Here is a 23,950-nt window from a genome sequence, read left to right on the forward strand (position 1 = left end):
AAAACTGTTAGAATATGTGGTTTTATTATATTTTTTAAATTGTTGCTTTGAGAGTTACTATGTCACTGGAAGCCCTGACCACTGAAGCGCTTGCTGCAATTGCAGCAGCAGAGGACCTTGCTACACTCGATCAAGTACGAGTGCAATTTACAGGGAAAAAAAGCCAGCTTGCTGAACAATCGAAGTCGCTTGGTAAGATGGATCCTGAAGAACGTAAAGTTTTTGGTGCCCAAATTCACGCTGTACGTGAAGCAATTACTGGCGCACTAACTGAACGCCAAGCAGAATTGCAAAAAGCAGTACTAGAACAAAAGCTTGCAAGCGAAACTGTAGATATTACATTACCAGGTCGCGGTCAAACGATTGGTAGTATTCATCCTGTTACTCAAGTACAAGAACGCATTTGTCAGTTCTTTACTAAAGCAGGTTTTACTGTAGCGACTGGCCCTGAAGTTGAAGATGATTATCACAACTTTGAAGCATTGAATATTCCAGGTCATCACCCTGCACGCGCAATGCACGATACCTTCTATTTTGATGTTAATCATTTACTTCGTACGCATACTTCAGGTGTGCAAATCCGTACGATGGAAACAACTCAGCCACCAATTCGTATTGTGTGTCCAGGTCGTGTGTATCGTTGTGACTCAGATCAAACGCATTCACCAATGTTCCATCAAATTGAAGGTTTATACGTTGCAGAAAACACAAGCTTTGCAGAACTAAAAGGTTTGTTGGTTAATTTGCTTAACGAATTCTTCGAAAAAGATTTGAAAGTACGTTTCCGTCCATCTTACTTCCCATTCACTGAGCCAAGTGCTGAAGTGGATATTATGGATGAGCGCGGTAAATGGTTAGAAGTTTTGGGTTGCGGTATGGTGCATCCAAATGTATTACGTTCTGCGGGTATCGATCCTGACAAATACAAAGGTTTTGCATTTGGTTTAGGTGTAGAGCGTTTTGCAATGCTTCGTTATGGCATTAACGATTTGCGTATGTTCTATCAAAATGATGTGCGTTTCTTACGCCAATTTGCTTAAACAGATTTTTTGTAAATCCTCTCCTAACCTCTCCTTTATAAAAGGAGAGGGACTTCTCGAAATCAATTAAAAGTAGAGGAGTCCTCCCCCTTAAATAATGGGGGAGTTAGAGGGGGATTAAGAATTTAGATATATAGGTTTTTATAAATGAAAATTAGCGAAAATTGGTTACGTACGTGGGTAAATCCTGCCATTGATAGCGACACACTTTCAGACCAACTAACAATGCTTGGTTTAGAAGTTGATGATTTATCTCCTGCTGCAAAACCATTTACTGGTGTTGTTGTTGGTGAAGTGCTTACGGTTGTACAACATCCTGATGCTGACCGTTTACGTGTAACCACTGTAAACATTGGTACTGGCGAGCCTTTACAAATTGTATGTGGCGCACCAAACGTACGTGAAGGTATGAAAGCGCCTGTAGCAACGATTGGTGCTGTATTACCGGGCGATTTCAAAATCAAAAAAGGCAAGCTACGTGGTGTTGAATCACAAGGTATGCTTTGCGGTGCATCTGAAATTGACTTAGAAGACAAAATTGATGGTCTTTTAGAACTTCCTGCTGATGCACCTGTTGGTGTCAACATCCGTGAATATCTAAACTTAGATGACAATGTGATTGATATCAGCATTACGCCAAACCGTGGTGATTGTTTCAGTATTCGTGGTATTGCACGTGAAATTGGTGTAATTAACCAACTTCCTGTAACAGCACCTGAAATTAAAGAAGTTGCTGCAACAATTTCAGATGAGAAAAAAGTTGTTGTTGAAACTGATGGTTGCCCACGTTATTTAGGTCGTGTGATCAAAAACGTAAATACTAAAGCGCCAACACCTGAATGGATGGAACGTGCTTTGGCTCGTTCAGGTATTCGTCAACACAGTATTCTTGTCGATATTACCAATTATGTATTGATGGAGTTGGGTCAACCACTTCATGCATTTGACGGTGGTAAAGTTGAAGGTGCTGTACATGTTCGTCAAGCAACTGCAGCTGAAAAGTTAACACTGTTAAATGAGCAAGAAGTTGAGCTTTCTGAAAAAATCATGGTTATTGCAGATGACAATAAAGCATTGGCAATTGCAGGCATCATGGGTGGCTTATCTTCAGCTATTTCAGATACAACAACTGAAATTTTCTTAGAATCTGCATTCTTCGATCAATTACATATTGCAGGTCGTGCGCGTAGCTTTGGTTTACATACAGATGCATCTCAACGTTATGAACGTGGTGTAGATTTTGAATTGCCATTGGTTGCTATGCACCGTGCATCTCAGTTGATTGCTGATCTTGCAGGTGGTGAATTTGGTCCAATTACTGTTGCAGAAAAAACAGAGCTATTACCAAAGCGTGATGCGATTGAATTAAATCAAGCTCAAGTCGATCAACTACTGGGTTATAAAGTTGAAAGCGATTTCATTACAGATGCATTAACACGTTTAGGTTGTAATGTTACTGTGAAAGCGGAAGGTGAGTGGACAGTTTTTCCTCCATCACACCGTTTTGATATGGTTATTTACCAAGACTTAATTGAAGAAGTTGCACGTATTCACGGTTATGACAACATTCAAATCAGCTTGCCTGTTATTGATGTCAAACTTGCGAAATATCAAGATCAGTTTGAACTTACTCAATTACGTCAAACAGTTGTTGCTTTAGGTTATCAAGAAGCAATTAGCTTTAGCTTTGCAGATTTGAAACTTGAGAAGCAATTGAATCCTGAGGTAAATCCATTGGCATTGGCTAACCCAATTTCAAGCGATTTAGCAGTAATGCGTTCTACATTGCTTTCAAGTTTAATTCCATGTGTTCAACACAATATTAATCGTCAACAAAGTCGTGTGCGCTTCTTTGAATTAGGTTTGCGTTTTGATTATCAAAATGCATCTTCAATTCAAGAGTTAAAACAAATTCCAACTTTAGCGCTTATTGCGGTTGGTTCAAAAACTGTTGAATCTTGGCATGCTAAGCCACAAGCAATGGATTTCTTCGACTTCAAAGGTGAAGTAGAAGAGGTTTTAGCTGCTGCTCGTTTGAATGTTGAGTATGTGCGTTCAGAAAAATCCTGGTTACATCCAGGTCAATCTGCTGAAATTTTAGTAGATGGTCAATCAATTGGTTATTTAGGTCGTTTACATCCATCTTTAGAAAGTGCACTAGATTTGGGCACAACTTGGGTTGCTGAACTCGATCAAAAGGCTGTTTTGCAAACTTATGTATCTAATTTTACAGAATTATCACGTTTTCCTTCAGTTAGACGTGATATTGCCCTTTTAATTAATGATAAGATTAATGTTAGCGAAATTCAGAAGCTTATCGAAAAAACAGGTGGAGAGTTATTAGACTCTACTTGGTTGTTCGATGTGTATACTGGTCAAGGTGTTGAAGAAGGCAAGCGTTCACTCGCATTTGCATTGTTATGGCAACATCCATCACGTACACTAGAAGATGCTGAAATTAAATCTGGTATGGACAACATACTTCAAATTTTAGAACAAACTTACCAAGCAACATTGAGGGCCTCATGACAGCACTAACAAAAGCAGAAATGGCTGATCATTTAAGTGAGCTCACGAGTTTAAATCGACGTGAAGCAAAACAAATGGTCGAGTTATTCTTCGATGAGATTAGCCAAGCGCTAATCTCTGGGGAACAAGTTAAACTTTCAGGTTTTGGGAACTTCGAACTACGTGACAAACGTCAACGTCCAGGTCGTAATCCTAAAACAGGTGAGGAAATTCCGATTTCCGCTCGCCGTGTAGTTACCTTCCGTGCGGGACAAAAATTCCGCCAACGCGTTGGAAATGAGCAGATCGATTGATCTGCTTTTTTAATGCTTTAAATTTGATGATGTGTCTTAAATTTTAATTCGAGTGAGTCCTAATTATTTTTAGTTCTTTTGTTTGGCGAGGAATAATCTAATTGTTGTTCATACTCTATAAATTTCAGGTATAAAAAAAGAGAACCGTAAGGTTCTCTTTTTTTAAGTAAATAATCGTTAGATTATTTAGCTTCAGAAGCAGCAACTTCAGAAGCAGCATCGATAGCTTCAGATGCAGCAACAGTAGCTTCAGAAGCAGCAGCTTCAGCTTGAACAGCAGCATCAGATGCAGCAGCAACTTCAGAAGTAGCAACTTCAGATGCAGCAGCAGGAGCTTCTTCAGTTTTTTTAGCACAACCAACGAAAGCTAAAGTAGTAGCAACTGCAGCAGCAATAGCGATTTTTTTGAATAACATGGCATCACTCTCTAAAAGAATTAGATTAAAAAAAACCTACGTTAGCCTGTAGTATGCTCTTATTATTCCTAAATTTGTTAGGCAGTAACAATGCAGGAGCAGTCTAACTGGTCTGCGGCTATGCTATCACTGAGCCTTTTGAATTGCTACTGGTTGATAAAAAAAAAGTGTATTAAAAGTGGGTAAATTGGCTATTTGTTAACAGAAAATAACTATTAATAATTGAAAGTAGATTGGATAAATACAATATAACCCTCTAAAATTATTAATGTTTTATTTCTATTTATTTTAATAATCATTAACTTAAAAATAACTTTACACGAATTTATGATGTTTGTTGCGTTATGTAATTAAAGTCAACCAATTAAAAAAAAGGCCATCATTACGATAGCCTTTCTATTTTTAAATCAAATGAAAATTAATTTGAAGCTTTACGTTTCATTTGATCAAAGAAATCATCATTTGTTTTGGTTTCTTTCATGCGGTCGAGCAAGAATTCCATCGCAGCTAATTCGTCTTGAGTATGAAGAAGCTTACGTAGAATCCACACTTTACGTAGATTATCTTCGCTCATAAGGCGTTCTTCACGACGAGTACCAGATTTCTTAATGTTCATAGCAGGGAACACACGTTTCTCTGCAATACGACGATCAAGTGTAATCTCTTGGTTACCCGTACCTTTGAATTCTTCGTAGATCACTTCATCCATTTTACTGCCTGTTTCAATTAAAGCAGTAGAAATGATGGTGAGTGAGCCGCCTTCTTCAATGTTACGTGCAGCACCAAAGAAACGCTTAGGACGTTCTAAAGCATGCGCATCTACACCACCAGTTAATACTTTACCCGATGATGGAATAACAGTGTTGTAAGCACGTGCCAAACGGGTAATAGAGTCAAGAAGAATAACAACATCTTTCTTGTGCTCAACTAAACGTTTTGCTTTTTCAATGACCATTTCGGCAACTTGAACGTGACGAGCAGGAGATTCATCAAATGTAGATGCAATTACTTCACCACGAACAGTACGCTCCATTTCAGTTACTTCCTCAGGACGTTCATCGATAAGAAGAACGATTAAGAAGACTTCAGGGTTGTTACGTACAATTGATTGTGCGATGTTTTGCAACAACATTGTTTTACCCGCTTTTGGCGGAGCAACAATAATTGAACGTTGACCCTTACCAATAGGAGCAACTAAGTCGACAACACGCGCAGTTAAATCTTCAGTTGTACCATTACCTAATTCCATAATTAACTGTTCAGTCGGGAATAAAGGGGTTAAGTTTTCAAATAAGATTTTATTACGTGCATTTTCAGGTGTGTCGTAGTTAATTTGATTTACTTTTAGTAATGCAAAATAACGTTCGCCTTCTTTTGGTGGGCGAATAGTACCAGTGATGGTATCACCCGTACGAAGGTTGAAACGACGAATTTGAGATGGACTAATATAAATGTCATCTGGGCCAGCTAAATACGAACCTGCAGCTGTGCGCAAGAAGCCAAAGCCATCTGTTAGAATTTCTAGAACGCCATCACCAAAAATCTCTTCACCATTCATCGCATGGCGCTTTAAGATGGCAAAAATAATGTCTTGCTTGCGGTTACGAGCAACTCCTTCGAGGCCCATAAACTCGGCAATTTTGATGAGTTCGCCAATCGGTTTTTTCTTGAGTTCGGTTAAATTCATATGTGATCAGATAGAATGTGAAATTCTGAGGTACAAGTTAGATAGGAAGCACAATGAGTAGGCCGCAGACATGCAAAAAACGAAAGTAATTGGTTCGCACAATAACAATTCAAAGAACTGAAATTTTATTTAAAATAAAAAGAAGTGTGAAAACAATTTCTGTTGCCGAGCGGCATCTTATGTGTTGTGTCTTGTAAGAAAGAAAGGGAATAGAAACCCTACATTTCTTGATTATGCAATATAAGAGAGAATTTGTGGTTTGTCAATTTATAGCCGAAAAAAATACGCTATATTTTAATAGCGTATTTTAAAAAGACTAACTTCTTAGATGTTTTCATCAATGAAAGCAGTTAATTTTGATTTAGGTGCAGCACCAACTTGTTGCGCTACAACTTCACCATTTTTGAACATTAATAGTGCAGGGATGTTACGGATGTTGTAGTTCACAGCAGTTTGTTCGCATGAAGTTACATCAACTTTAACAATTTTAACTTTACCTTCGTATTCTGAAGCTAAAACTTCTAATACAGGTGCAATTGCTTTACAAGGTGCACACCAACCTGCCCAAAAATCTACAAGTACAGGTGTGTCAGACTCTAATACGTCTGCTGTGAAGTTATCATCTGTTGTGTTTACAATATTGCCAGACATGGTTTTGCTCCAAAAATAATCTTTTAAAGATGGTATCAATGTTCTTAGTATTACATAGCCATCTTTAACAATGTAGGGGTATAACTAAATTTTCAACCTTTCGCAATTTTTTGTCTAATTGATGCTCACGATGGTGATTATCGTGTAACACAATTGTCATAAATAAGGGAAATATCAGCGTGTTAAAAAAACACATTATAAATGGCTTTTAAATTGCATGTAGGTGAATTACTCTAGTCGTAGTTCTGAATAGGTTTGTTTAAAGAATGTCTGATTTTTTAATTGATGAAGAGTTACTTGCAGCCATTGATATGGGGTCAAATAGTTTTCATTTGGCAATTGCCCGTGTTGATCACGGAGAAGTAAAAAAAGTTGCGTCAATGTCAGAAAAAGTACAATTGGCAGCAGGCTTAGATGAAAATAAAAACTTAACAGAAGCTGCGCAACAACGTGGATTAGCATGTTTGGCGCGTTTTGTTGGACGTTTGGGAGCAGTTCAGCCTAATCGCTTGCGTATTGTGGCAACCAATGCTTTGCGTCAAGCAAAAAATGGTCACGAATTTATCCAAAAAGCAGCTGAAATTTTACCAAAGCCTATTGAAATTATTGCGGGGCGTGAAGAAGCTCGTCTAATTTATTTGGGTGTATCTCACACCATGGCAAATAGTGGACGACGTTTAGTTGTCGATATTGGTGGTGGCTCTACCGAGTTGATTATTGGTGAAGAATTTGAACCCATTCATACGGAATCATTGCAAATGGGTTGTGTTGCATTCACCAAAAAGTTTTTCCAAGACGGTGAAATTAGTCATAAAGCTTTTGATAAAGCCGTTGTTGCTGCCCGTAAAGAATTGTCTGGTATTGCCAATACATATAAAAAAGAAGGTTGGGATACGGTAGTTGGTTCAAGTGGAACAATTAAAGCCTGTCGCCAAATTGTCGTTAATATGGGCTGGAGCGATGAAAAAGAAAGCTTAACGCGCGAAGGTCTAGATAAATTAAAAGATAAGCTCTTTAAATATAAACATGTTTCCGATATGGAATTTGATGGTTTAAAAGAAGATCGTCGAGCAGTTTTGCCAGCAGGTATTGCGATTTTATATGCGGTATTTGATATTTTGGAAATCGATTCACTTTTATATTCCGATGGTGCGTTGCGTGAAGGCGTAATGTACGATCTTTTAGGTCGTTTCCAGCACGAAGATATCCGAGATCGAAGTGTTCAAGCTTTAATGGGGCGTTATAGCTCAGATGCTAAACAAGCTGAGCGTGTTGTAAAAACTGCGCAAAACTTATTTGATGGTGTTGCAAAAGAGTTGGATTTAACCTCAGATGATGGTGATTTGCTCCGCAGAGCGGCATATTTACATGAAATCGGTTTAGCAATTAGTCATGCAGGATATCATCGTCATGGTGCATATTTATTGCAACATTCGGACATTGCTGGTTTCTCGCAAATTGACCAAAATCATCTTTCGCATTTAGTTGCACATCATCGTAGAAAGCTTAGAAGTGACGCTAAATTTGACATTATGAAAGTGGGTGGTAGCAAATTACTGCACTTATGTCTATTGCTTCGATTATCTGTTTTATTAAATCACAGTCGTAGCGATGAGATGCTTCCTGCCATTGAATTGATAGTACATAATGCGCAACAATGGCAACTAAGTGTTTCTGGCGATGCAAAACAGTGGCCTTTACTTGTTGCAGACTTGCACGATGAGCAAGCGCAGTTCAAGCATTGTGACATTGAATTGAATATTCAGGCGGAACAATTCATTCATTAACGTATGGTTAATTTACGGATAAGGTCGACCTATGAAAAATAAAACAGCCCAATCTAAAGCATGGGCAACAGTTCAAATTGCACGTCATCCTGAACGTCCGCAATTCTTAGATTACGTTGGTGAAATTTTTACAGAATTCGATGCTTTGCATGGTGATCGCTTATTTGGTGATGATGGTGCAATGGTCGGTGGTTTAGCGCGTTTTGATGGTCAACCTGTGATGATTGTTGGTCAACATCGTGGTCGTAGCACGCGTGAAAAACTACAACATAATTTTGGTATGAGTAACCCAGAAGGTTATCGTAAATCTCAGCGTCTTTTAGATATGGCTGAGCGTTTTAATCTTCCTGTTTTGACATTTATTGACACAATGGGCGCGTACCCAGGTGTTGGTGCTGAGGAACGTGGTCAAGCTGAAGCAATTGCAACAAGTCTTGCACAACTTTCAAACTTGAAAGTACCTGTTATTGCAACAGTGCTTGGTGAAGGTGGTTCGGGCGGTGCTTTAGGTATTGGCGTTGCTGACCGTGTGGTGATGCTTTCTCATAGTATCTATTCAGTGATTTCACCTGAAGGTTGTGCATCTATTTTGTGGAAAACGGCTGAAAAAGCTGAGCAAGCAAGTGAAGCACTAGCTCTTACAGCTGAAAAATTGAAAAAGATGGGCATTGTTGAATATGTTGTCGATGAAGGTGAGGGTGCTCACTTAAATCCTGAACAAGTTATGCAAAGCCTCAAGTCTGTGTTAAAACAAGCACTTGAAGAATTGCAACCAATGGATGCGAATGAACGATGCGAAGCGCGTTACCAGCGTTTAATGAAGTTTGGCAGCGACAATTTAGGTCTAACTGCTTAAAACAGCTTCAGAATTTTTCAGAAAATTCTTCGTTTTTAATTGGATGTAGCGGTGGCATGGATTCCATGTTGCTTCTGCATCTAATGTCATTTTTGTGCCCTGAAAAAGTTCGTGCAATTTATGTCGATCATCAATTGCAATCTTCAAGCGAGCAATGGGGACAGTTTGTTTTGGCGCAATGCCAGCAACTGAATATTCCTTGTATTGTTCAAACGGTAGATGTTGCGGATGGCAATTTAGAAAGCCAAGCTAGATCTGCACGATATCAAGCCTATTCACATCATATTCAGCCTCACGAAATTCTATTACTTGCACATCATCAACAAGACCAAGCTGAAACATTAATGCTTCGATTACTTTCGGGTGCAGGAATTCATGGTTTGGCTGCTATGCGTGAAATAGATGTTCGGCAAAATTTAACCATCTGGCGACCACTTTTAAATATTTCGCATGAGCAAATTTGCCAATGGGCAAGTCAGTTGAATGTGCAAAATATTCAAGATCCAACAAATTACGACACACATTATGATCGAGCATGGTGCCGTGAAGAATTGTGGCATATTTTGCAAAGTCGCTATTCTAAAATGCAGCAAGCTTTAAGTCGAACCAGTTATTTAATGCAAGATGCTGAAGATATTTTGCATGAGGTTTTATTGCAAGATTTAGCCTTATGTGGAAATGACGTTGAATTAGGTCTTCATATTTTTAATCAGCTTAATCCGCCAAGACAACGTCAATTATTGTCTGCTTGGATGAAAGGTGGTGATCAGTATCGTCCATCTTTTGATATGGTTGAGCGTATTCAAAATGAAGTCATTCATTCAAAGAAAGATTCTCAAGCAGCTTTGCATTGGAATGGTTATTTTTACGTGCGCTATCAAGATCAATTGTATCGCATTAAAAAAGAAGAATATTTAGCTGAAAAGACAGAAATTTTTGAAATTCAAAATATTAAATTTGAGCTAAATGAATCTGTTTCGTTAGCATCTGGGCAATATAAAATTCAAACTGAAAATATTGGACTATCTTTTGAGTTGTTAAATAAGAAGCTCACTATTGAGCAACGAAAAGGTGGTGAAAAAATTCATTTGTACGGACGTATTGGTTCTTGGCCGTTAAAGAAAGCCATACAAGAAGCACATATTTTTCCGTGGCAGCGTCATACAATTCAAATATTAAGCATAGATAATGTTATGCTAGGTGCGTTTACACCGAAAGGTTTTTGGTTGGCACAATCTGTGTATTGTGAAACAGGTGGTTGGCAACCAAAGTTAATGAACAAAGATCAAACTCATAGATGAGCGTGAAAAATGACGGCAGTTTTAGATTGTAATATTAGTTTTATTGGTGGCGGTAACATGGCTCAAGCCTTAATTGGTGGCTTGATTGCTCGAGGTTTGCCTGCAACTCGTATTACAGTTTCAGATCCAGTAGAACAAGTACGTCAGTTATTGCAAGAAAAGGATGTGCAAGTTACTGAAGATAATATGGCGGCAATTCAAACAGCAGATGTTGTTGTTTTTGCAGTAAAACCACAAGTTTTGGCACAAGTTTTAAAGCCATTAAAAGGTCTTTTTGCTGGTAAATTAGTGATTTCAATTGTTGCTGGTGCAGAAATCTCAACTATTTCAGAATTACTTGGCACAGACCAAGTTGTGCGTGTTATGCCAAATACACCTGCATTGGTTCAAACAGGTGCACATGGTTTATATGCGACAGAAGCTGTATCTGAAAAAGACCGTAACTTAGCAAGCCAAGTTTTGGCTGCAACAGGTTTAACCATTTGGGTAAATACTGAAGCACAAATTGATGCTGTAACTGCGGTTTCAGGTTCAGGCCCTGCGTACTTTTTCTATTTAATGGAAAGTATGATTCGTGCAGGTAAAAATTTAGGTTTAGATGAAAAAGTTGCAACGGATTTGACTTTGCAAACTGCATTGGGTGCAGCGCAAATGGCAATTACAAGTGCAAATACGCCTGCTGAATTACGCAAAAATGTAACGTCACCAAATGGTACAACACAAGCTGCGATTGAAGTGTTTGATCATGGTCAAGTTTCACAAACCATTCAAGCTGCTTTGGCTGCTGCACAAAAACGTAGTCAAGTGCTTGCACAAGATTTGAGTGATAGCGTTAAATAAGATTGATTTAATTAGGAAAGTTTATATATGGGTGCAAATTCTGCGCTAATTTTTGGCATCATCATTAACGTAGCGATTTTGCTCGTATTCTTCCGTTTTCTAATGCAATTAGCTGCGGTAAGTCCTTATAACCCAGTTGTTCTTTCAACGGTGAAAGCAACGAAAATTGTCGATGTTTTTAGTCGCATTTTTCCAACAGTTGCAAAAGGTCGAGTAAATTTAGCGGCATTAGCTTTGGTTATTGTGCTGTATTTACTAAAAATTTTTGGTGTGATGTATTTGTCGGGTGCAATGCCAAATAGTCCAATTCATTTGATGATTTTGACTTTTGTAACGATGATTCAAGACTTAATTCGTTTCTGTCGTTATTTAATTTTCGCAACGATTATTTTAAGTTGGGTGGTGATGTTTACACAATCACGTTCACCTTATATTGAAGTCATTCAAGAATTGGCTGAACCTTTACTTGCACCATTTCGTCGTATTTTGCCGAATATGGGGATGATTGACTTATCGCCAATTTTTGCTTTCTTAACGTTGTTCGTAATTGAAATTATTATGAATGAAGTGGCAATTGTGTTGCTTACGGGTCTCTAATTTGACCGAATAAAAAAGGACGCTGATGCGTCCTTTTTTATTTTGGGCGATTTGAACACCTCTCCCTGACCCTCTCCTAGAAGGAGAGGTCTTAGGCTGAAAACCTCCATCCCAACCTTCCTCCTACAAGGAGGAAGGAGCTTTACATTAATGCGCTTCATCCCAGTTTTTGCCTTTACCTACTTCTACAATAAGAGGTACCGAAATTTGTAGAACAGATTGCATCACTTCAGCAAGTTTTGGTGCAAGCTCATCTGCAATATCTTCATCAACTTCAAATACCAATTCATCGTGTACTTGTAACAGCATTTTGGCTTGATCTTTCGGAAGCATTTTTTCCACTTCAATCATTGCTATTTTAATGATATCGGCAGCAGAACCTTGAAGTGGCGCATTAATGGCAGCACGTTCAGCAGCTTTACGAACCATCATATTTCGAGCATCAATATCTGGTGTATATAAACGACGACCTAAAATAGTTTCTACAAAACCTTGTTCCAAAGCAACTTGACGAGTACGTTGCATATATTCGTAAATGCCAGGGTAACGATGGAAATATTGCTTAATATAGTCTTGAGATTCTTGGCGAGTAAAACCAAGTTGACGAATTAGACCAAATTCTGACATGCCATAAAGTAAACCGAAGTTCACCGCTTTGGCTTGACGACGTTGATCACTCGTTACATCTTCAAGTGCAATTCCTAAAACTTCGGCAGCTGTACGACTATGTACATCTTGTCCATTTTTAAATGCATCAACCAAGGCTTCATCTTGTGAAAAATGTGCCATTAAGCGTAATTCAATCTGCGAATAATCGGCTGCAAGTAAAATTCGACCTTTCGGAGCAATAAATGCTTTACGAATTTGGCGTCCAATTTTTTCACGTACAGGAATGTTTTGTAAGTTCGGATCTGTTGAAGATAAACGCCCCGTAGCTGTTAAAGCTTGGTGATAGCTTGTATGTACACGATGCGACTCATCATTTGCTTGCTTCAATAAACCATCTGTATATGTACTTTTGAGTTTAGATAAACCACGATATTCCAAAATTAAATCTGTAATAGGATGATCAATTTTTTCTAAAACACTTTCACTTGTACTGTATTGCCCAGTCGATGTTTTTTTGCCACCTTTTAGACCTAACTTATCAAATAAAACTTCACCAACTTGTTTTGGTGAGCTGACATTGAAGCTTTCACCTGCAATTTCAATAATTTGGTTTTCTAAGTCTTGAATGGTATTAGCAAATTCAACGCCTAACTGATCTAAGAAACTTAAATCAAGTTCGATCCCGTTTTCTTCCATCATGGTTAGAACACGAGCAACAGGCATTTCAATATTATGAAGAAGATTTAATAGTTCAGGATGCTTCTGTAGCTTTGCATCAAAAACTTCGTATAAACGATAAGTGACATGCGCATCTTCAGCAGCATAATGTGCAGCAGTTTCAATCTCAATTTGATTAAATGTTTTTTGTTTAACGCCTTTACCCGCAACTTGTTCATACGTTGTGGTTAAGTGACTTAAATACAAACGTGAAACATCATCCATGCCGTGACGTGTTGCAACAGAATTCAACACATAAGATGCAAGCATGGTATCGAAATACCAACCTTGTAGCTGAATCCCGTGATTTTCTAAAACGTGAGCATCATATTTTAAATGATGACCAATTTTTTGAACTTCAGGATTTTCTAAGATTGGTTTAATTTGAGCTAAAACTGTTTCACGATTGAGCTGTTCAGGAGCACCTTCATAATCATGTGCAAGCGGAACGTAATAAGCATCTTTCGCATCGAAAGCCACAGAAAAACCAACAATTTGTGCAATACGATAATCTAAGCTTGTAGTTTCTGTATCAAAAGCAAAGCGTTTTTCTGTGCTTAAACGTTGGAATAGGTTATCCCAATCTGCCTGCGTTAAAACAGAGTGATACGTTGCTTGACCCAATTGATCATCGATACTCGTAACAGAAGCTTGATCTTCATTGGCTACAGGCGCATCTTCAGTTGCATTTTTCACAACGGCTTTTGCTGTTTGTTTGTAGCTTGAGTTGTTTGGATTATTCGGATGATCTAAAGATTGTAATTGGTTACGGAATTCGAGTTCTGTATATAAATTACGAAGCGCTTCGACATTTGGATCTTGTAGTTTTAAGTCATCATAGCCAAAGTTTAAATCGAGGTTGATGACAATACTTGCAAGTTGATGATCGAGCGTAATGCCTTCAACACTGTCTTTAATATTTTGACCGACTTTGCCTTTAATTTTGTCGACATTTTCTAAAATGCCACCAATAGAGCCATATTCGGTTAAAAGTTTTGCAGCAGTTTTAGCACCAACACCCGGAACACCCATAATACCGTCAGAGGCATCGCCCATAAGGGTTAGGTAGTCGATCATTTGATTTGGCCAAACGCCAAATTTTTCAAATACGCCATTTATATCGAGCGGGCGTTCTTTAAAGCTATCTTCCAAAGTGACTTTGTCTGTAACCAACTGCGCCATGTCTTTATCGCCAGTTGAAATAAGAACTTGGTGACCTAAAGCTTCTGCACGTTTTGCTAAAGTACCAATAACATCATCGGCTTCAGCACCTGGAAGTGTATGTAAAGGAATACCTAAGGCACGAATAAGTGCATGTAAATATGGAATTTGTTGTGATAGTTCATCAGGCATACTTGGACGGTCACCTTTGTAAATAGGTGAAAGTTCATGTCTGAAAGTAGGTTCTGGCGTATCGAAAATAACAGCCATGTGCGTAGGTTGAATTCGACGCATTAATTTTTGAATTGCGGCAATTGCACCACGGACTGCATTTGTTTGCAAACCTGTTGACGTGGTTAATGGGGGCACAGCGTGAAATGCACGAAATAAAAAGTATGAGCCATCGACCAAGACAAATGGTGGCATTGATAAAATCCTTATCCAAATAACAGCATTATTGTACGTGATTTTTAAGGTTGTCGCAGAAACATGATTACAACTCTAGATTACCGAATATCTGATGAATGTTAAATATCTCTATGAATGTGGGTGTTATGATGGTTAAAAATGTAATGAGCCAATTTATAAGATGTTAAAAAGGCAAAATGAAATTCGCATGATCTGGTTGATGGTGCTAATTATTGTTGCAGTCTCTGCATGGTTTTTAGATATTCGCATTCTGACTTATATCTGTGGAATCGCTTTTGTAATGAGCGTCATGCAATATGCAGATGGAATTAGTCATTCTATGGATGACCTATCTCAAAAATCGCATGTATCATTACAACCCACATCTAAAGTGCCTTTGTATTTATCATCGTTTTTTGCACTTATTTCAGGGTTTATGGAGTGGCATTTAGGGCTAACCATTGGTATTACGGCTTGGATTTTCTTCTTTTTAAGATGGCTAAAACGAATAGAAAATTCACTCATCCATGTTGAACTTAAATTACAACAACAGCCTTTTGTGACACATCAAGACAATTTTCAGCTACCACCCATTGTTCCAATAGTGGCATCTGAACAATTAAGTGAAAATTCAGAACAAAGTTTGTCTGAACAAATTAAACAATGGATTTTTCAGGGCAATCCTGTATTAAAAGTTGCAATTGTTGTTTTAGTGATTGGCGTTGTACTTTTACTTCGCTTTGCTACGGAACATTGGCAATTAAGCTTAGTGATGAAACTTGCTATTGTGGCTTTGGTGAGTGGAAGCGTTTCAGTTTTAGGTTATGCCTTATATAAAAATAATCGTAGTTTTGCTTTGGCTTTAGAAGGCTTGGGTTTAGCAGGCTTATTTTTGACGTTATTTTTTGCTTATTACAATAGTGTGATTCCAAATATTGCCATCGCTTCAATCTGCTTTATTGCTGTTATGTTGCCAACATTGTGGCTAAGTTTAAAACAGCAATCTGTTGAATTGGCGATTATGGCAATGGTGATTGCATATTTAGCCCCATTTACGCTACCTGTTCGAGATGCAACAGCCGTAGAATTTATTGCATATTATTTGGTGATTAATGTAGCCGTAGCGATATTAAGCACCTTACGTCCATGGAAGTTCCTCAATCAAATTGCATTTTTAATGACTGTATTCTTTGGTGGTGGATATGCACTTTATAAAGGATACATTACAGAAAAAAATCAACTCACTGCGCTTGTTCTTGCACATAGCGCGGTATTTATTTGGCTTGGATTTCGTTTTAGTCAATTGATTGCAAAAGCAGATTTATCCGAATTTAAGTTCAAGCCTGCTTTAGATATTGCCCTTATTTTTGGTGCGCCTATTGTGGGGTATGCATTTTTATATGTTATGCATATTGATGAAACTTTATGGCAAGCAGGATTAAGTTTTATTTTCGCAATTTTATTTGCTCTGCTTTATCTGCTTTTAAAACGAAGTCAGATGGTTGATTTCATTTCACAAAGTTATTTAAGTCTTGCGCTCATCTTTCTTGCGCTTATTCCACCTATTTTATTGCCAGATCAATGGAGTGTGATGGGATGGGCGATAGAAGGATTACTCATCTTCACTTTTTCTTTATATCAACAATCTGCAATGAGTCGTTACTTGGCGATGGGGTTGTTAGTTGTCGCAGGTTTATCGAGTTTTCATTCTGTGGCAGAGCATAGTACGTTCCCAAGTACAATGTATTGGGTATTAAGTGTTTGTTATTTATTGGTGGTGATCATTGCGAATTGTACCGAAAAATTTCAACAACAACTCAGTACGGCAACCATTACTTTTTTAAGCTTTCTCAGTTTTTCATCGACCATTTTATTGATTGTTTTGTTGCAATACGAAATACATGGAAAGCTCACCGATGTATTGGTGCTTCTCATCATCAGTACACTTTATTTAATGATTAATGAGTTGCTACTTTCTGCCAAAGCAACGTGGTCTTGGCTTATTCCGAAGTGGGCGGGACTTGTTCCAATCTATATCTATGCAACACTTTTAGTTGTGGGTTATTCGGAACAAGGTTATTTAGTTTGGGATTCATCTATAGAGCGTGTGTGTTTTGCGGTGGTTGGTATTTTATTTACCATTTTATGGTTAAGACCACTTATGGGTGTTCGTGCTGAAAAAGAGTGGGTCAGTCTAGGAACATTAAGCAGTTTAGCTTTAGCAAGCTTAACCATTTTTCCGACTATGCCATTTATTAGTATGGTCATTCTTCCATTGGTATTTTGTGCGTGGTGCTATTGGAAAGTTGAAGATTCAGATTGGAAAATATTTTGGCAAGCTCGAAGCACTTTGTTGTTAACCGCAGCATGGATTATTTGTTCGCAATTATTTTCACAGCAAGCATTTTATGGCTATGTTTTTCCAATTCTTAATCCATTTGATTTAGTGAGTTTGGCAATTCTTGCAAGTTTTATTTGGATGCTTTCTTTGCAAATTAAAACAGGTTTAGACAAAGGCATGGTTGCTGTTCTCATGGTGCTGAGTTTGCTTTGGCTGAGTAGTTATATGGTGCTACGTGCCTTACATGTTTATTTGGGAACACCAATTAATGAATTAGCCATTTGGGATCATGCCATTATTCAACTCAGTTTAACTTTGCTCTGGGTAAGTTTGGCATTTATCACCATGAGTATTGCGAGTCGTAAACAATTACGTGCGATGTGGATTTTGGGCGGAAGCATTTTAGTGATTGTGACTTTAAAACTGGTACTTTTCGATTTATCTCACATTGGAACATTAACACGGGTGATTTCATTTTTAGGTGCAGGTTTTATTATGTTAGTTATTGCGTATATAGCACCTATGCCAGAAGGTGAAAAAGAGATCTTAAAATCTCAGTAAGCCAATCCATAGACAATTTAGAATTGTTAAAGCATAAAAAATCCCTCTTATATGAGGGATTTTTTATAGATTACTTCAAGTCGGGTTCTCGGATGATCTCTTTGGCATTCGCATATTGATCAATATCTTCATTGCTTAATGGGCGAAGTGGGTGATCAACAAAGCCCATTTTGGGTACAGGAATTTCAATTTGATTTGAAAGGAAACCATTTCGAATACGTTCCTGCATTTCATCTCGAACTTTTAAGAAGTTTTGCTGTTGGCACCAAACTGCAAATAGCAATTCAATAGAAGATTCACGGAATGCTGTTACAGTAACCGCAGGTTTTGGATCTGTTAGTACCAACGGATATTTATTGGCAACATCCAATAAAACTTCACGAACCTTAATAATGTCTTCATGGAAGTTAATGGCAAGCGTAATCGGGATTCGCCGTATGGGGAACTTAGATAAGTTTTGCACAGGGGCTCGAATAAGTTGCTCATTGGGCAAACGGACATAAATATTATCTTGAGTAAGTAATTTGACAGAGAGTAAATCAATCGAAATTACTTCACCTTCAATGGTGTGTCCACGAATAAGGGTAATTTGAATGGTATCGCCAATTTCAAATGAACCCTCACCAATCAGGAAAATACCACTAATTAAGTTCGATGCAGATGTTTGCGATGCAAAACCAAGAGCAACCGTTAAAATACCTGCTGCACCTAGAAAAACACTGAGTTTGAAACCTGCTTCTTTTAAACTTGCTATGATAAAAAATAGGAAGATTGTGTAGAAAATGCCACGTCGCCAAATCAGGTGTTGATGCGCATTGAAACGAGAACCAACAGTACGAATAAAGGTATTTGAAATAAAACGTGCAATCAAAAAACCAATACAACATAAAAGAATCGCAACTAAAAACTCAGTTAATCGATCTGTATTAATATTGGTAAAAATACCTGTGAGGGTTTGGGTAACATCTTTTGTAATTTGATTTTGTGACATGTTATCCCCCTAGAAAAATGATTCAAACATATTAAACAACATACCTGCGGGTTCACGAGGAGGATGAAGATAAGTGACTTCACCTGCAAGTGGTGGAGTTCTGTTTTCTAAACGAATGCGTGGTGGTTTATCTAAACCTTCATGTATCACTTTAATTTGTGATGTCCACAAACGCCCTGTAGTTTCACTATAAAACAGGGGTAAGGCAGGAACAGGAACACTCATTCGGTCAAAGCGAAGTTGCTGATTGCTTGTGTTGTGAAACTCAATAGGCGTGACTGCACGAAAAGCACGACGTGTAAGATTCTTTAACTCGGTACGACCATCTACTGAAGTGGCATAACAAATTTCACCTGTACGTGGATTAGGTCCAAACCAAGTGTCTTTTGGCAAAATAATAGGTAAATCGAAAATAGGTTCTTTATGACCTTCAATAAAACCAGATAACCATAAAGGCGTACTAATATACAAAGTTCCGCGTTGACCCGCAGGAATGTAAATTGGATCTACAGGTTTAATCACAACAGAACGGTTTGCAAGACGAGGCTTGAGCTGTAATTTACTTTGCGTGCTTCTAAACATGTAGCGTTCAATTTCTACAGGCTGAGGAAACCCAAAGTTGGGATCATCAATTTTATGCCAAGCTTGTTCATAATCATACTGAACTTGTGGGCGATGGTATTCTAAACGCCATTCTTGCATGCTACGCGTAATGCGAAAGAGTAAAGAACCAAATTGCCATGCTTGAGGAATATTGAGCTCAAATTCTTTTTCTCCCCACCATTGAATATCGTGAAGATTAGATTTTAAGAAAGTATTATTTTCTGACAATTCAATATCCCTTTCAATTTTTAAGCGCTAAAGCAGGCTTTGCGCTGCTATTTTCTAAAGTATACGCAAATTTAATTATTTCACTATTATTATGGAAACAAACACAAGTTGGTTAAATAATTACAAATCAGTAAATATAAATATATAACACAATTTTAAAAGTTCTTTTTAATCTACAAAAAAGAAAAATCAGTAGTTTTGACTACTGACTTTCTAATATCTATAAATGGTTTTACCAAAGTTCGGTAATTTTTTTCATGAGCTGAGCGCGAAATGGTGCAGTAGGATTACCTGCGTTACGATGTGTTTCATTTTCATAAAATTTTTGCCAAGTTTGAATCATCTCCAAAGAAACATCTTGAGTTTTTAAATGATCGACATCTTGTTTTGTAATGTTATTTAATCGTTTTTCTGCACCATCTGGACCAGTTCCCCAGCCAATAATACCTTGTCCAAAAGAGGGAAGACTCATGTTGTTTGGTGTGGGGGGATATCTAGGCGTTGAATATTAGGATTCACCAATGATTTAGCTTGAGGTCTAACCTTTTCTGAAATTTGAATTTCTGCAAATGATGATGAAGAAATACAAATAAGTAATGCACCGATTAAAGAGGTTTTAAACATGATTTTTGGGAGATGCTGTAAATAAGAATCATTATTATATATAGGAATCAATAAATTTAAAATATGAATATAAAAGTTGAATAGATTTTAAGGTTTAGTATTTGATCAATACACGATGCTGCATTAGAGGCATAGAGTTACGAATAATTTGCTGTTCTGCTAAATCAAAAGGAACAGTAATGAGTTGAGCGCCTTCATTTTCAACGCTAGCTAAAATTTTTCCACGTGAGTTGGATGCGGCGGTGTGTCCCCATGTTTGACGTTTTTCACCGTGCCAACCTTGTTGTGCTGCACCTAAAACTAGACATTGGCTGTCTATTGCACGCGCTTGTAATAGAAGTTGCCAATGCATTTCACCTGTGGTGTAGGTGAAAGCGGCAGGCGCAGTCAAAATATGAGCACCTTGATTACGAAGTATTAGTGCAAGTTCTGGGAATCTTAAATCGTAGCAAACCATTAAACCAATATTGCCAAATGGTGTTTTTGCAACAACAACATCTGTCCCCGGTTCAAAGTTTTTAGATTCTTGATATCCACCAACAGCATCACTCACTTGAACATCAAATAAATGAATTTTGTCGTAACGCGCTTCGGTTCTTTCGGGACTAATGCATAAGCTAGAAGTCCTTACTCGACCATCTGAAATGACATCACCATTTGGACGGAACGGGCATGGGAGAGTGCCCGCAATAATCCAAATTTGATATTTGTGTGCTAAGTCTTCAAGACGTTTCTGAATACTTAGAAATTGTTCAGCAGTTTCACGTTGTTTTCCAGCAGCAAAACAAATGAAGTTTTCTGGAAATACAATAAGTTCGGCACCATCTGCTTTACTTTGTTGAATTAATGATTCAACAACAATGAAATTTGCTTCAATGCTGTTTTGGGAGTTCATTTGTGCAACGGAAAGTAAAGTCATGGGAGGAGATACCAAAAAGTAGATTAAACGTTCTGATTAGACGTTTGTTCAAGGTTATCTTGTTCTTTCTGAAGTTGTTTCACCAAAGGTTCGAACATATTTTCGTTACTGTGGTTTAGCTTCATAAGTGTTTTGTGAGCATCTAAAACGGTGGTGAGCATTGCGCTATGCGTAATATGTTCTTCCATAAGAGCAAGTGTGCAAACAGATGGATCGCCACAATAATTTAAGATCACAAAAACCTGACCCAAGCCCATACTATTGGCTAAGGTGGTAATGTCCGGATTTGTAGATAGCATTACGGCCTGAATTTTATGAACTTGTTTAAGTTTTAAACCCAGTTTTGCCAAAATGCCTAAAACTGTACTATCTATAAATGTTGTTTGCGTCATATCTACGATAGCGCCAACGACATTTTGTTGCTGTTCAATTTTACTAAGTAGTTTGTCTAGACTGATGCAAGATTGGGCACGCACTTCGCCAATAAGCTTAAATATATGCGTTCCATCCAAGCTTGCGTATTCAACATGACCTGTTGACATATAAATGCCATTTGCAGAGAAGGATAGAAAATTATCCCATAGCCAATCTGTAGACTCAAGTATTAAACAGTCGTATACGATGGGTTTATTCTATAAGCAATTGAAAATTAAATTAATTCATTCTTTTTAAGCTGAGAATAGCAATATCATCAGCAACATGTTCAGGTGCTTGAAAAGATTGGTTTTTCAAATGGAAGACCAATTGTTCGAACTGCTCACTCAGTCCACCATCAAAGGGTTCAAGTGCGCCATCTGAGCAAATAATAAAGCGAGCTTGTTTATTTAAAGTGCATTCAAACTCTTCAACTTCTAAATCTTCCGTTAAGCCCAAAGGGAAACTACTGGTATTTAAAACTTTGGGTGCTTGGTTGGGTTCAAAAATAATTGCAGGAGGATAATGTCCTGCACTAGACCAACGTAATTGATGTGTTTCTAAGTTTAAAATACCGCTAATCATCGTGATATGCTTTTCAATATTTTCTTGAACAAGCATGCCATTTAATTTTTTAATTAATTCTCTTGGAGATTTTGAACGACCATGAAAGGCAGCCATCCAAGACGTTAATAAACTACTCGTTACACCGTGGCCTGAAACATCGGCGAGGTAAAACATAATTTCTTTATCGCTGATTTTCCAATAATCGAACCAATCACCAGATAAGTAAGCTGAAGGCTTAAATAATGTTTCAACTTTATAGTTCGTTAGTTCAATAGGATTTGGAAGTAAGCGTTTTTGTAATTCTGCTGCTGATGGTAAATCACGACTATCTTGATTGCGTTTATATTGTGCATCAATTTTAGAAAGGGCTTTTTGTGGATTACTAGGTAAATTATTCCATAACCATCCTGCTAAAGCGCCCATTTCCCAAGCTTGGGCTAAAGCAATTCCCTCAGAATCGAAAGCCAAAACAATAGTTGGTAAAGACCATTGATGCGTTAAATAGTCTTGAACATCTGCAATTGCAATAATGGTTGGATCATACAAAGAAATATCTTCTATGCGAATCATTTGCACACTCGGAAGCGTCTCAAGTACATAATCTAATTGAGGAATATTGCGTGTGGGCTGAATGAAATACATAGAAAGTGTGTATGGGCCTAAATGGTAAATATAAAAGTACTATAACAATAAGATGGAGAATTACTAGAAAAAGTTAATCATCTCCATCTCTTGTAATGTGTGTTTACTTGCTAGCTGGAGTCGTATCTGTGTCGTCTAGATCATCATCTGAGATATCATCAATAAAGCTAAGACCATCTGTATCGAGACCTTTTTTCTCTGCAATAACAAAGTTTTTACGTTGTAAATAAATATCTCGCATTGCGGAATACTTATCACCTTGTAAAACGCTTTCAAGGTCAAGCAATTGAGATCGAGCATCTATACCACGTAAAGCTTGGTCAGACCAATAAAGACTATTTTTATTCATATATGCTTGAGGGCGACCAAAAGTGTCAACCGCTAAGCCAAAACCATCACGAATTGTACTTGGACCAAAAATAGGTAAAACAAGGTAAGGTCCAGATGAAACTCCATAGTAGCCTAGCGTTGTTCCGAAGTTTTCTTTCTCGGCATCTAAACCAAGTCTACGAGCAGGATCTGCAAGACCTAAAGTGGTAAGTGTATTAAAGGTAAAACGACCTAAAGTTTTAAGCGCACGTAAAGGGCGACCTTGAATGGTTTGGTTTACTGCATTCCAAGGTTCACCCAAATTTGAACGAAACTGTTGATGAGACTCACGAACATCAGTTGGAATTTTTGCTTGATACTGAACAGCGATAGGGCGCACAACTGTTCTATCCAAGGCATCATTAAATGCAAATATTTTTCGGTTTAAAGGTTGTAATGGATCTTTAACTTCATCTGGCTGAGCAGCATTGGCATTAACTTTAAAGTTTTTTGCTTTAATGTTTCTTAACTCTTTAATGGAAGCTGATGTAGATGATGTCTCATCGATACTCATTTCTTGATTACTATTGGTTGTATTAGCCGTGCTATCAGATGCATGAGTAAGCCCAGAAAAAATCCCAAATGAGCAAAGTGCTAACCCAATAATTTTTTTATCTTGCATAAGTAATTCCAGTGCTTTCTATATAAAAAAGCAAATGAAGAAAGTAGTAAAACAATAATAGCAGTATTTTTAGTATTCGTAATGCTCCTAAATTAAACAAATATGAGAAAAAAACCTCCATTTTGTAGAATAAATAAACAGACGGATAAAAAAATTGAAATAAATTAAAAAAGGGGG

Annotated in this window: 19 protein-coding genes and 1 pseudogene; 9 read left to right on the forward strand and 11 right to left on the reverse strand. The window is 37.6% G+C overall.

Going from position 1 to position 23,950, the window contains the following annotated elements:
* The first annotated feature begins 59 nt into the window (after positions 1 to 59).
* The 3 genes from pheS (at position 60) to A6M14_RS10165 (ending at position 3,862) form a co-directional block, all read left to right on the forward strand.
* Complete coding sequence (pheS, locus tag A6M14_RS10155) at positions 60 to 1,040, forward strand: phenylalanine--tRNA ligase subunit alpha (protein WP_152874826.1); 981 nt, start codon at positions 60 to 62, stop codon at positions 1,038 to 1,040.
* A gap of 147 nt (positions 1,041 to 1,187) precedes the next feature.
* Positions 1,188 to 3,569 (forward strand): phenylalanine--tRNA ligase subunit beta, encoded by a 2,382-nt coding sequence (pheT, locus tag A6M14_RS10160; RefSeq protein ID WP_152874827.1) that lies wholly within the window; start codon positions 1,188 to 1,190, stop codon positions 3,567 to 3,569.
* Positions 3,566 to 3,862, forward strand: a complete 297-nt coding sequence (locus tag A6M14_RS10165) for an integration host factor subunit alpha (RefSeq protein WP_004649746.1) — start codon at positions 3,566 to 3,568, stop codon at positions 3,860 to 3,862. The genes pheT and A6M14_RS10165 overlap by 4 nt, the downstream gene beginning before the upstream one ends.
* Positions 3,863 to 4,044: 182 nt before the next feature.
* Here A6M14_RS10165 and A6M14_RS10170 read toward each other — a convergent pair whose 3' ends face one another.
* The 3 genes from A6M14_RS10170 to trxA all read right to left on the reverse strand — a co-directional run bounded on the left by A6M14_RS10170 (position 4,045) and on the right by trxA (position 6,616).
* Positions 4,045 to 4,278, reverse strand: a complete 234-nt coding sequence (locus tag A6M14_RS10170; protein WP_152874828.1) for a hypothetical protein — start codon at positions 4,276 to 4,278, stop codon at positions 4,045 to 4,047.
* A gap of 418 nt (positions 4,279 to 4,696) precedes the next feature.
* The gene (rho, locus tag A6M14_RS10175; RefSeq protein WP_152874829.1) at positions 4,697 to 5,965 is read right to left on the reverse strand and encodes a transcription termination factor Rho; all 1,269 of its coding nucleotides are present in this window, start codon (positions 5,963 to 5,965) and stop codon (positions 4,697 to 4,699) included.
* Between the two features lie 324 nt (positions 5,966 to 6,289).
* The gene (gene trxA / locus A6M14_RS10180) at positions 6,290 to 6,616 is read right to left on the reverse strand and encodes a thioredoxin (RefSeq protein WP_152874830.1); all 327 of its coding nucleotides are present in this window, start codon (positions 6,614 to 6,616) and stop codon (positions 6,290 to 6,292) included.
* 266 nt (positions 6,617 to 6,882) lie between these two features.
* On the opposite strand from trxA, the gene ppx reads away from it, so the two are divergent.
* The 5 genes from ppx to A6M14_RS10205 are packed head-to-tail and all read left to right on the forward strand — an operon-like array spanning position 6,883 to position 11,997.
* Positions 6,883 to 8,403, forward strand: coding sequence for an exopolyphosphatase (gene ppx / locus A6M14_RS10185; protein ID WP_152874831.1), 1,521 nt, complete (start codon positions 6,883 to 6,885; stop codon positions 8,401 to 8,403).
* Between the two features lie 31 nt (positions 8,404 to 8,434).
* A complete protein-coding gene (locus A6M14_RS10190; RefSeq protein ID WP_152874832.1) occupies positions 8,435 to 9,259 on the forward strand; it encodes an acetyl-CoA carboxylase carboxyltransferase subunit alpha in 825 nt (274 codons plus the stop codon).
* Positions 9,196 to 10,560, forward strand: coding sequence for a tRNA lysidine(34) synthetase TilS (gene tilS / locus A6M14_RS10195; protein ID WP_152874833.1), 1,365 nt, complete (start codon positions 9,196 to 9,198; stop codon positions 10,558 to 10,560). The genes A6M14_RS10190 and tilS overlap by 64 nt, the downstream gene beginning before the upstream one ends.
* Positions 10,561 to 10,569: 9 nt before the next feature.
* Positions 10,570 to 11,400 carry a pyrroline-5-carboxylate reductase gene (proC, locus tag A6M14_RS10200; protein WP_152874834.1) on the forward strand — a complete coding sequence of 277 codons (831 nt, stop codon included), beginning with the start codon at positions 10,570 to 10,572 and terminating at the stop codon, positions 11,398 to 11,400.
* A gap of 27 nt (positions 11,401 to 11,427) precedes the next feature.
* Positions 11,428 to 11,997 carry a YggT family protein gene (locus A6M14_RS10205; RefSeq protein WP_152874835.1) on the forward strand — a complete coding sequence of 190 codons (570 nt, stop codon included), beginning with the start codon at positions 11,428 to 11,430 and terminating at the stop codon, positions 11,995 to 11,997.
* Between the two features lie 147 nt (positions 11,998 to 12,144).
* On the opposite strand, the gene polA is transcribed toward A6M14_RS10205, so the two are convergent.
* Positions 12,145 to 14,910: a DNA polymerase I gene (gene polA, locus A6M14_RS10210; protein ID WP_152874836.1), complete on the reverse strand. Its 2,766-nt coding sequence runs from the start codon at positions 14,908 to 14,910 to the stop codon at positions 12,145 to 12,147.
* 163 nt (positions 14,911 to 15,073) lie between these two features.
* Here polA and A6M14_RS10215 point away from each other — a divergent pair, with 163 nt between their 5' ends.
* On the forward strand, positions 15,074 to 17,794 hold the full coding sequence (locus tag A6M14_RS10215; protein WP_152874837.1) for a DUF2339 domain-containing protein: 2,721 nt from the start codon (positions 15,074 to 15,076) through the stop codon (positions 17,792 to 17,794).
* Positions 17,795 to 17,864: 70 nt separating this feature from the next.
* Here A6M14_RS10215 and A6M14_RS10220 read toward each other — a convergent pair whose 3' ends face one another.
* From A6M14_RS10220 to A6M14_RS10250, 7 genes and pseudogenes are all read right to left on the reverse strand, one after another.
* Positions 17,865 to 18,785 (reverse strand): mechanosensitive ion channel family protein, encoded by a 921-nt coding sequence (locus tag A6M14_RS10220; RefSeq protein ID WP_152874838.1) that lies wholly within the window; start codon positions 18,783 to 18,785, stop codon positions 17,865 to 17,867.
* A 9-nt stretch (positions 18,786 to 18,794) separates the two neighbouring features.
* Positions 18,795 to 19,616, reverse strand: a complete 822-nt coding sequence (locus A6M14_RS10225; protein ID WP_152874839.1) for a hypothetical protein — start codon at positions 19,614 to 19,616, stop codon at positions 18,795 to 18,797.
* Positions 19,617 to 19,848: 232 nt separating this feature from the next.
* Positions 19,849 to 20,240 (reverse strand): annotated as a pseudogene (locus A6M14_RS10230) (DUF4951 domain-containing protein).
* Positions 20,241 to 20,334: 94 nt separating this feature from the next.
* Entirely contained in the window at positions 20,335 to 21,159 is an 825-nt protein-coding gene (locus A6M14_RS10235; protein WP_152874840.1) for a carbon-nitrogen hydrolase family protein, read from the reverse strand.
* A 23-nt stretch (positions 21,160 to 21,182) separates the two neighbouring features.
* Positions 21,183 to 21,701: an anti-anti-sigma factor GigB gene (gigB, locus tag A6M14_RS10240; protein WP_152874841.1), complete on the reverse strand. Its 519-nt coding sequence runs from the start codon at positions 21,699 to 21,701 to the stop codon at positions 21,183 to 21,185.
* Between the two features lie 112 nt (positions 21,702 to 21,813).
* Positions 21,814 to 22,782, reverse strand: a complete 969-nt coding sequence (gigA, locus tag A6M14_RS10245) for an RsbU family protein phosphatase GigA (protein WP_152874842.1) — start codon at positions 22,780 to 22,782, stop codon at positions 21,814 to 21,816.
* A 103-nt stretch (positions 22,783 to 22,885) separates the two neighbouring features.
* Positions 22,886 to 23,773: an MlaA family lipoprotein gene (locus tag A6M14_RS10250; protein ID WP_152874843.1), complete on the reverse strand. Its 888-nt coding sequence runs from the start codon at positions 23,771 to 23,773 to the stop codon at positions 22,886 to 22,888.
* Positions 23,774 to 23,950: the final 177 nt, after the last annotated feature.

This window comes from Acinetobacter portensis (genome assembly GCF_009372215.1).
Classification (GTDB): domain Bacteria; phylum Pseudomonadota; class Gammaproteobacteria; order Pseudomonadales; family Moraxellaceae; genus Acinetobacter; species Acinetobacter portensis.

What these genes read in the sequence shown, in the direction of transcription:
- pheS (WP_152874826.1), top strand. Translation starts at nt 60, where the DNA reads ATGTCACTGGAAGCCCTGACCACTGAAGCGCTTGCTGCAATTGCAGCA.
- pheT (WP_152874827.1), top strand. Translation starts at nt 1,188, where the DNA reads ATGAAAATTAGCGAAAATTGGTTACGTACGTGGGTAAATCCTGCCATT.
- A6M14_RS10165 (WP_004649746.1), top strand. Translation starts at nt 3,566, where the DNA reads ATGACAGCACTAACAAAAGCAGAAATGGCTGATCATTTAAGTGAGCTC.
- A6M14_RS10170 (WP_152874828.1), bottom strand. Translation starts at nt 4,278, where the DNA reads ATGTTATTCAAAAAAATCGCTATTGCTGCTGCAGTTGCTACTACTTTA.
- rho (WP_152874829.1), bottom strand. Translation starts at nt 5,965, where the DNA reads ATGAATTTAACCGAACTCAAGAAAAAACCGATTGGCGAACTCATCAAA.
- trxA (WP_152874830.1), bottom strand. Translation starts at nt 6,616, where the DNA reads ATGTCTGGCAATATTGTAAACACAACAGATGATAACTTCACAGCAGAC.
- ppx (WP_152874831.1), top strand. Translation starts at nt 6,883, where the DNA reads ATGTCTGATTTTTTAATTGATGAAGAGTTACTTGCAGCCATTGATATG.
- A6M14_RS10190 (WP_152874832.1), top strand. Translation starts at nt 8,435, where the DNA reads ATGAAAAATAAAACAGCCCAATCTAAAGCATGGGCAACAGTTCAAATT.
- tilS (WP_152874833.1), top strand. Translation starts at nt 9,196, where the DNA reads ATGCGAAGCGCGTTACCAGCGTTTAATGAAGTTTGGCAGCGACAATTT.
- proC (WP_152874834.1), top strand. Translation starts at nt 10,570, where the DNA reads ATGACGGCAGTTTTAGATTGTAATATTAGTTTTATTGGTGGCGGTAAC.
- A6M14_RS10205 (WP_152874835.1), top strand. Translation starts at nt 11,428, where the DNA reads ATGGGTGCAAATTCTGCGCTAATTTTTGGCATCATCATTAACGTAGCG.
- polA (WP_152874836.1), bottom strand. Translation starts at nt 14,910, where the DNA reads ATGCCACCATTTGTCTTGGTCGATGGCTCATACTTTTTATTTCGTGCA.
- A6M14_RS10215 (WP_152874837.1), top strand. Translation starts at nt 15,074, where the DNA reads ATGTTAAAAAGGCAAAATGAAATTCGCATGATCTGGTTGATGGTGCTA.
- A6M14_RS10220 (WP_152874838.1), bottom strand. Translation starts at nt 18,785, where the DNA reads ATGTCACAAAATCAAATTACAAAAGATGTTACCCAAACCCTCACAGGT.
- A6M14_RS10235 (WP_152874840.1), bottom strand. Translation starts at nt 21,159, where the DNA reads ATGACTTTACTTTCCGTTGCACAAATGAACTCCCAAAACAGCATTGAA.
- gigB (WP_152874841.1), bottom strand. Translation starts at nt 21,701, where the DNA reads ATGTCAACAGGTCATGTTGAATACGCAAGCTTGGATGGAACGCATATA.
- gigA (WP_152874842.1), bottom strand. Translation starts at nt 22,782, where the DNA reads ATGTATTTCATTCAGCCCACACGCAATATTCCTCAATTAGATTATGTA.
- A6M14_RS10250 (WP_152874843.1), bottom strand. Translation starts at nt 23,773, where the DNA reads ATGCAAGATAAAAAAATTATTGGGTTAGCACTTTGCTCATTTGGGATT.